General features: G+C 73.8%; 6 protein-coding genes. 4 read left to right on the top strand and 2 right to left on the bottom strand.

What is annotated here, in order from left to right:
- Positions 1 to 276: 276 nt before the first annotated feature.
- The 3 genes from ACT3SP_RS15425 (at position 277) to ACT3SP_RS15415 (ending at position 4,555) form a co-directional block, all read left to right on the top strand.
- Positions 277 to 3,666 (top strand): DNA polymerase III subunit gamma and tau, encoded by a 3,390-nt coding sequence (locus ACT3SP_RS15425; RefSeq protein WP_444588190.1) that lies wholly within the window; start codon positions 277 to 279, stop codon positions 3,664 to 3,666.
- Positions 3,667 to 3,743: 77 nt separating this feature from the next.
- Positions 3,744 to 4,235, top strand: coding sequence for a hypothetical protein (locus ACT3SP_RS15420; protein ID WP_444588189.1), 492 nt, complete (start codon positions 3,744 to 3,746; stop codon positions 4,233 to 4,235).
- The gene (locus tag ACT3SP_RS15415; RefSeq protein ID WP_444588188.1) at positions 4,232 to 4,555 is read left to right on the top strand and encodes a transcriptional regulator; all 324 of its coding nucleotides are present in this window, start codon (positions 4,232 to 4,234) and stop codon (positions 4,553 to 4,555) included. Before ACT3SP_RS15420 ends, ACT3SP_RS15415 begins: the two co-directional genes overlap by 4 nt.
- A 72-nt stretch (positions 4,556 to 4,627) precedes the next feature.
- Here the strand turns inward: ACT3SP_RS15415 and ACT3SP_RS15410 are convergent, their stop codons facing one another.
- Both ACT3SP_RS15410 and ACT3SP_RS15405 read right to left on the bottom strand, forming a co-directional pair.
- Positions 4,628 to 5,149, bottom strand: coding sequence for a transcriptional regulator (locus tag ACT3SP_RS15410; protein ID WP_444588187.1), 522 nt, complete (start codon positions 5,147 to 5,149; stop codon positions 4,628 to 4,630).
- A 139-nt stretch (positions 5,150 to 5,288) separates the two neighbouring features.
- Complete coding sequence (locus tag ACT3SP_RS15405; RefSeq protein ID WP_444588186.1) at positions 5,289 to 6,644, bottom strand: glycoside hydrolase family 125 protein; 1,356 nt, start codon at positions 6,642 to 6,644, stop codon at positions 5,289 to 5,291.
- Between the two features lie 130 nt (positions 6,645 to 6,774).
- On the opposite strand from ACT3SP_RS15405, the gene recR reads away from it, so the two are divergent.
- Complete coding sequence (recR, locus tag ACT3SP_RS15400; protein WP_444588185.1) at positions 6,775 to 7,368, top strand: recombination mediator RecR; 594 nt, start codon at positions 6,775 to 6,777, stop codon at positions 7,366 to 7,368.
- Position 7,369 lies beyond the last annotated feature (1 nt).

Raw genomic sequence — 7,369 nt, 5'->3', positions numbered from 1 at the left:
CGAGAAGCTCGACGCCACGCGCGCGAGGTCGGCGGGCGCCGGGAGCGCAGAGGATCTCGCGGTCGAGCAGGGGGAGGTCGAGAAACAGGAGGTCGAGCAGCCGGAGAGAAGATCGACGCCGAGGGACGAGGACGAGGGGACGAGCGCCGCCGTGTGATCAGCGGCGAGAAGGAGACACGGTGCCGGGCCGGACATCGGCGGCGGCGACCGTTCCTCCCCAGCGCGGGTTCCTCCACAGTGGTGGGGTGTGTCAGCGCCCTCGACTAGCCTGTCGGGGTGGCCACCGCTCTGTACCGTCGTTATCGCCCCGAGTCCTTCGCCGAGGTCATCGGCCAGGACCACGTCACCACGCCCCTGAGGCGTGCGCTGCGCGCGGGCCGGGTCGGCCATGCCTACCTGTTCTCGGGTCCGCGCGGCTGCGGGAAGACCACCTCGGCCCGCATCCTCGCGCGCTGCCTGAACTGCGCCGAAGGTCCGACGGACACCCCCTGCGGCCAGTGCGACTCCTGCCGCGACCTCGCCCGCGGCGGCGCGGGCAGCCTCGACGTGGTCGAGATCGACGCGGCCAGCCACGGCGGTGTGGACGACGCCCGCGAGCTGCGCGAGCGGGCGTCCTTCGCCCCGGTGCGCGACCGCTTCAAGGTGTTCATCATCGACGAGGCGCACATGGTCACCTCGGCCGGGTTCAACGCGCTGCTGAAGCTCGTCGAGGAGCCGCCGGAGCACGTGAAGTTCGTCTTCGCCACCACCGAGCCGGACAAGGTCATCGGCACCATCCGCTCGCGCACCCACCACTACCCCTTCCGGCTGATCCCGCCGCAGGTGCTGGGCCCGTACCTCGAGGAGGTCTGCCAGGCGGAGCACGTCCAGGTGGGCAACGGCGTGATGCCCCTGGTGGTGCGCGCCGGCGGAGGCTCCGCCCGGGACTCCATGTCGGTGCTGGACCAGCTGATGGCCGGCGCCGGGGACGACGGCCTGGACTTCCCGACGGCCATCGCGCTGCTGGGCTTCACCGACACCGCGCTGCTGGACAGCGCGATCACCGCGGTCGCCGAGCGGGATGCCGCCGCGCTCTACGCCTCGGTCGAGCACGTGCTGGCCACCGGCCACGAGCCGCGGCGCTTCGTCGAGGACCTGCTGGAGCGGATGCGGGACCTGATCGTGCTCGCGGCCGTCCCGGACAAGGGCGCCGATCTCCTGCCCCAGGTCCCGGCCGACGAGCTCGAGCGGATGCGCGGCCAGGCCGCCCTGTTCGCCCCGGCGGACCTCTCGCTGTGCGGGGACCTGGTCCACGAGACGCTGTCCACGATGAGCGGGGCGACGTCGCCGCGTCTGCATCTCGAGCTGCTCGCGGCGCGGCTGGTGCTGCGGGACGAGCGGGCGGCCCTGTCGATGGCGGAGTCCGGAGCGGGTACCGGTTCCGGTGCCGCCGGTGACCGACGTGGTGGCGCCCCGGCGCAGGGAGGCCAGCCCGGAGGTGCTGCAGGTCCGGGCGGCCCGTCGGGTGCCACGGGTGCTCGGGAGGAGGCGCGGCGGATCGCGCAGCAGCGCGCCGAGGCGTCCCGACAGTCCCGCGGCGGCCGCGGTGCGGGTCCGGCGCAGCCCGCTCCCGACGCGCAGGGTGCGGGCGCACCGGCGCAGGATCGCGGCCCGGCGCAGAACCCGTCCACGGAGCAGACCTCAGGCCCGGAGCAGACCTCAGGTCCGGCGCGGCCTCCCGTCCCGCAGCAGGACCCGGCACCGCAGGGAGCGCCCGCGACGACCTCTGCCGCCTGGGGGGCTGCCGCCCAGCAGCAGTCGGGAGCCGGAGCGGAGACCTCCCGGGGCCCGGCTCCCGCCGAAGACCGGGCACCGTCGATGCAGGAACACAGCGGGGAGTCGGCATCCGCCCCGCCCGCAGGATCCGCCCCGCCCGCAGGGGCCGACGCGCCCTCCGGCTCGGCCGCGACCTCGACACCCGGCGGCGGTCTCGACGCGGACCAGGTGCGCGGTCACTGGTCGGCGATCCTCGACGAGCTGCAGCAGATCCGTCGTCCCAGCTGGGCGCTGATCTCCCAGAACGCCCACGTCAACGGCACGCAGGGGACAACCCTCGTGCTCGGTTTCCGCACCGAGGGCCTGGTCAGCGCCTTCCACCGCGGCACCGCGGCGGAGAACCTCGCCGATGCCGTGCGCCGCATCATGCACGCCGATGTCACCGTCGAGGCCGTGGTCGGGGAGGACCCGGGCCCGGGCGGCGGAGGAGACGGGGGAGGCGCCGGCGGTCCGAGCGACCCCGCGGGGCCGGGTGCATCCGGCCGACAGAGTGCGCCTGCAGGACAGGGTGCTCCCAGCCGACAGGGTGCTCCTGCCGACCAAGGCACTCCTGCCGGACAAGGTGCTCCTGCCGGACAGGGCACGCCCGCAGGGCCCGGCGGCCCCTCCCGCACGGAGCCGTCGCAGCGCCCCGCGGCCTGGGGTGACGCCGTCTCGGCGATGACCCCGCGCAGCTCCGAGGCAGGCACCGGGGCGCCGGCACCCGCGGGCGTCGCACCGCAGGCGGAGGAGCCCCCCGTCTCCGCCGGTCAGCGAGCCTCCGAACGCGCGATGCAGGCCGCGGCCCGCGTCTCGCGGGGCAGCTCGAACGCTCCTGCGCCGGACCGTGTCGAGGACTTCGCACCGGAGCCCGACGACCCCTACCCGCCGGACCCGCGGGACGAGCCCGCCCCCGCCGGTCGCGGCGCCCCGGCCCCTAGCGAGGCCCCTGCGAACGAACCCTCCGCGGGCCGCTGGTCCGATGCCCTGGACCGTCCCCGGAGCGCCGGTGCGGCCCCACCCGCCGCCGCTCCGACGAATGCCTCCGGGCCCGCAGCCGACTCCGCGCCGAGCGCCCCGGACGGGTCCCCTGCCTCCCCGCCCACCCGGGCGGCCGACGGCGAGATCCCCGTGGTGGAGGACGAGGGACGCGACGCCCTTCCCCCGGAGGACCCCCGCACCTTCGGGCAGAACGCACTGCGCCGCGCGATCGCCGAAGGGCGCGTGATCCGTTCCCGACCCTCGTCGCAGACGGCCGGGAACGCCGGGGCGCCGTCGGACGACTCGGGAGCCGCGTCCCTCCCGGCACCGGAGCACGGAGGCCCCGCGGTCGGTCATGGCGCCGACGGCGACGTGGCGGGGCCGCACGCGATGCCGTCCCGCTCCGCGGAGCCCGCGCAGAGCGCCCCGTCGGCCGATGCACCGCCTCCGTCCGCCTCCGCCCGGGCCGCCGCCTCCTGGGGGACGGCCGGGTCGATCTCCACCGGTGCGACGTCCGGGACTGGTGCCGCGACGGCCTCCGCCCCGTCGGCAGCCCCGGCCGGGCCCTCGTCAGCAGGCCCGGCGCACTCCTCGCCGGCCACGGCGCCGTCGTCTGCCTCGGCCGCAGCGCCGCAGGCGCCGACGGCTGCCCCGCGCACCGGCGCGGACATCGCTCGGGAAGCCGCCATGGCCTCGCGCGCCGCGAGCCAGCGCAGCTGGGGCGCGCGGGGGAAAACCGCCCCGGAGCCCGAGGTGGACGTCGACCCCACCGGCGGCGCGACACGGGACGATGAGGACGCGGTGGGCGGCGTGCGCAACGGGCGCGAAGTCGTCGAGAAGCTGCTCGGCGGCAAGGTCCTCGAGGTCATCGACGAGAACCGGCGCCCCTGAGAGAACGCTCCGGGTCGGGCCCCAGAACCTGCGAACGTCACGTGCCGAGTCGGCAACACGACCATAGGGTTGTCGATATGGCAAGTGATCACGCAGAGCACACGGTGCACGGCCGCACCGTGACCGAGGCGCGCTCCGCTCTCGCCGATCTCGAGCAGGACGGGGCACGACTTGCCGGGCGCTTCCCGACGCCATGGGGAGTGCTCGGCATCCACGCGGCGATCCTCGCCGTTTTCGTCGGCTCCGAGATCCTGGACGCGCCGTGGGGGATCCTGCTCGGCTCGGCCGCCGCTCTCGGGGCCGGAGCGCTGCTGGCCACCGCATTCCGACGCTCCGGCGTGAGGCCCGCCATGCTGATCGGTCGCCGAGCCACCTGGCTGTTCCTGGCACTGCTCGGCGCCGTGATGCTGGCGAAGATCGCTGTCTGGATCCTCCTCGACATCGGGGCGAACGCTTCGTGGGCGGTGATCCCGGTGGCAACGGCCTTCATCGGCGTCGTGCTGCTCGGCGCCGCCTCCCATCGCGAGATGCGAGCACAGCTGGTCCGTCGCGGCGACCGTCGCCCATGAGCAGCAGGCCCGACGCACGGTTCGACGATCTGGTCCACTCCCCGGTGAGACTGCGCCTCTGCGGACTTCTGCGCAGCGTCCAGCAGCTCGAGTTCCGGGTCGTGCGCGACACGCTCGAGCTCTCCGACGCTCACCTGTCCAAGAATCTCAAGGTCCTCGCCGATGCCGGGTACCTGGCTCTGCGCAAGGAGCGCTCTGTCGAGCACGGTGACAGGCGCCTGCGCACCTGGCTCTCTCTCACCCCGCTCGGCCGCCATGTGCTGGAGGCGCACCTGGCCGCACTCGCGCAGATCGCCGGCGAGGGCTCTGTCGGCCCCTGAGACGGCTGATCGGCTCCTGAGCCGTCGGACGGGAGCCAGCACCCCACGTGCCGTCGGGCCCCCGGCCCGGAGTCAGCCCTCGCGCGGCTCGAGCAGGCTGAACAGGTCCGTGCGCAGCGTCGCCGGGTTCACGTCCGGCGCGGGCGGGGTCACGTAGAACTCCCAGAACGGGTAGGTCATCTGCTCCTCGGACTCCCCGATGTCCTCGGTGAAGGAGCCCCACTTCTCGGCCAGTCCGCCGTAGCCGCCCAGGTGCGTGATCCACGCGACCCGGCCGGCGGGCAGCACGGACCCGGCGACCTCGTACCCGCTGGGCAGGGTGAGCGTCCCGGTCAGCGGAGCATCGACCGGGAAGCCGACCTCGAGGTCCGCGGTCCCGACCGGGGCCCGGTGGTGCAGGGCGAAGGCGGGGCCGATCGGGCGGAGCCCCTCCTCGGCCAGCGCCTCGACGAGATGCGAGAAGGTGCCGTCCATCAGCGACGGCAGCTCGTACATGGGGAAGTCCCGCTGGGAGACGACGGCCGTGGGCACCTCGGGGGCCTGGGCGATCCGGACCTCGGAGGCCGGCTCCTCGGCGCCATACGGCTGCGGCATGGACGACATGGGTTCCCGTCCTGTTCAGAGTCGACAACGGGCCGCCCGGAAGCGCGACGACCCGCCCCGACCGTACCCCGCCCGCCAGTCCGCCGCCAGCCTGCCCGAACGGGCGCGAGGGCGAGGGGGCCGGGCCCGGTCAGGCCTGCGCCGCGCCCTGGGGGACCGGGAGCTCCCGGGAGACGCCCGCCAGGTCCAGGGCCAGCTCGCAGAACATCGAGTTCGACCAGGAGAACCACTCCCGCGTGAACCGCGTCGGCTCGTCGACGTGGACGCCCTCGTGCATCATCCCGGTGCCGCCGTCGGTGCGGATCATCTGCTCCAGGAGCCGCACCTTCAGCGCCCGATCCGGGCTGGTCAGGCCCTCGACCGCCTTCGCGATCGGCCACACGTGATCCTCCGGGGTGTGCGGGGAGCCCACCCCCTCCAGGAAGAGTCCCGCGTAGTAGTAGGGGTTCGCGGAGGAGAGCACCGCGGCGCGGGTGGCCAGGTAGGTCGGGTCCGACGCGTCCACGCAGCCCAGGTAGGGCAGGGCCAGCAGGCTCGGCACGTTCGCGTCGTCCAGGAACCGGTGACCGCCGCGGCCGTCGATCTCGTACGCCCAGATCCTCTCGCCGTCGGGCCCCTCGATCAGTCCGTGCTCGGCGAGGGCCTCACGGATCTCCGTCGAGAGGCGGCGCGCCTCGGCCGCCTCGGCGGGCGCGCCCGCGACCTCCTCGAGCAGCACGGCGAGGCGCTCGAGGGCGAGGGCGAGGAAGTGGTTGCCGGGGATGTTGTACCCCAGCTCGCAGGCATCGTCGGAGGGACGGAACCCGGCCCACACCAGGCCGTTCGGGGCGGTCAGCGAGCCACGGCCGTCCCGCTCGAGGGTGTCCTGGGCCGGCACCCCCGAGCGGCGGAAGCTGTACGCGGAGCGCTCCTTGTGGTGCTGCTCGGTCGCGACGGTGGCCAGGATCGCCCGGGCCGCGGTCAGGAAGCGGCCGTCGGCCCAGGAGGTGTCCCCGGTCGCCGTCCACAGCCGCCAGGCGAGGTCCGGGCCGTAGGACAGCGAGTCCAGCTCGAACTTGCGCTCCCACGCCCAGGGGTTGTCGAACTCGGTCTCGTCCTCGTCCCAGTGGGAGGAGGAGGGCTCGCGGTTGAACGCGTTGGCGTAGGGGTCGATCTCCAGGTACTGCCAGTGGCGGCGCAGCAGACCGGACAGCAGCGAGGTCAGCACCGCGCGGTCCTCGTCGGCGCCGACGCCGCCCACCACCAGGCGCAGCAGCGGCGTGAGCTGCGCGGCGGAGTCCCGCAGCCACATCGCCGGGATGTCCCCGGTGATCACGAAGGTGGTGCCGTCCTCCTCGAGGCTGACCGTCGTCTCGGAGGTGTTGCGCAGATAGGCGACGACGCGTCGGCCGATCTCCTGGGCGAGGGCGTCGTCGTCGACCAGATCGGCGAGACCGGTCATGACGCGATCGCGGACGGCGTCGAGCAGAGGGGCGGGGAGCTGCACGGGGTCACCTCGTCATCGGAGCAGAACAGATTTCTCAGCCTAGTGCCCGGAAGCGCCCCGGATGACGAGTCTGCCACGGTGACCGCCGTTGCCGGGCGGCCCGTCGGCCCGGACAACTACAGTTGTCGACGTGTACGAAGGCATCGTCCAGGACCTCATCGACGAGCTCGGCAGGCTGCCGGGCATCGGCCCCAAGTCGGCGCAGCGGATCGCATTCCATCTGCTGGACGCCGACGACGCCGCCGTGCGCCGACTCGCGGAGGTGCTGGTCCAGGTCAAGGACACGGTGCGCTTCTGCGAGATCTGCGGCAACGTCTCGGCCGACGAGAAGTGCCGCATCTGCGTCGACCCGCGTCGCAACGACGAGGTGATCTGCGTGGTCGAGGAGTCCAAGGACATCGTCGCGATCGAGAAGATCCGCGAGTTCAGGGGCCGCTACCACGTGCTCGGCGGGGCGATCGACCCGATCGGCGGCGTCGGCCCGGGCGACCTGCGCATCACCCAGCTGATGAGCCGCCTGGGCTCCGGGGAGACGCAGGAGGTGATCCTCGCGCTGGATCCGAACATCGAGGGCGAGGCCACCGCCGCCTACCTCTCGCGCCTGCTGGGCCCGCTCGAGCTGACCGTCACCCGCCTCGCCTCCGGCCTGCCCGTGGGCGGCGACCTCGACTACGCCGACGAGATGACCCTGGGCCGTGCGTTCCTGGGCCGGCGCAGCGTCTGAG

The organism is Brachybacterium sp. AOP43-C2-M15 (genome assembly GCF_052446295.1).
GTDB lineage: Bacteria > Actinomycetota > Actinomycetes > Actinomycetales > Dermabacteraceae > Brachybacterium.
The sequence above is the reverse complement of the archived record's forward strand: the minus strand, read 5'-3'. Positions and strand labels throughout refer to the sequence as shown.

Coding starts and splice junctions, on each gene's coding strand:
- ACT3SP_RS15420 (WP_444588189.1), top strand. CDS start 3,744: ATGGCAAGTGATCACGCAGAGCACACGGTGCACGGCCGCACCGTGACC.
- ACT3SP_RS15415 (WP_444588188.1), top strand. CDS start 4,232: ATGAGCAGCAGGCCCGACGCACGGTTCGACGATCTGGTCCACTCCCCG.
- ACT3SP_RS15410 (WP_444588187.1), bottom strand. CDS start 5,149: ATGCCGCAGCCGTATGGCGCCGAGGAGCCGGCCTCCGAGGTCCGGATC.